1 protein-coding gene is annotated in these 671 nt (G+C 70.2%); it reads right to left on the bottom strand.

The genetic code is table 11. From position 1 onward, the window contains the following. Positions 1 to 671: AMP-binding protein (locus ACMUOY_RS20390; protein WP_413894545.1), on the bottom strand; the 671-nt coding region annotated here is incomplete at both ends.

The raw sequence follows: 671 nt of genomic DNA, 5'->3' as shown, positions 1-671 counted from the left end.
CACGATGGGCGCGGCGCAGTAGTGGTCCACGCCGTGGTTGCGCATCGCCTCCAGGATGGCCGCGGCATCGACCCGGCGCAGGCAGACATGGGTGCCGCCCTGCATCGCCACCGTCCAGGGGAAGCACCAGCCATTGCAGTGGAACATCGGCAGCGTCCACAGGTAGACGGGGAACTGCGGCATGGTCCAGGTGGCGGCGTTGCACACCGCGTTCAGGTAGGCGCCGCGGTGGTGCGTGACCACACCCTTGGGATCGCCCGTGGTGCCGCTGGTGTAACTGACGGCGATCAGCGGCGCATGCGCGGCCAGCAGGGCTTCGTACTCCAGCGTGCCCAGGCGTGCGCCGGCGCCGGTGTACTCGCTGTCGTCGACATCGATCACCACCACATCGCGGCCGTGCACCGTGCGCAGCGCCTCCAGCGCCGGGCCCATGGTGGTGGCGAACTCGCGGTCGGTGATGAGCACGCTGGCCTCACAGTGGTGCATCTGCCAGGCCAGCAGCGGCGCGTCGAGCCGAGTGTTCAGCGTGTTGAGCACGGCATTGAGCGCCGGCACGGCGTAGTGCGCCTCCACCATCTCGGGCGTGTTGGGCAGCATCACGCTGACGGTGCTGCCGCGGCCCACGCCCAGCGCACGCAGCGCAGCGGCCAGGCGGGCTGAACGGTCGCGCA

Source organism: Candidatus Skiveiella danica (assembly GCF_022705245.1).
Taxonomy (GTDB): Bacteria; Pseudomonadota; Gammaproteobacteria; order Burkholderiales; family Burkholderiaceae_C; genus Skiveiella; species Skiveiella danica.
This window is presented reverse-complemented; position numbering and strand designations above follow the sequence as displayed.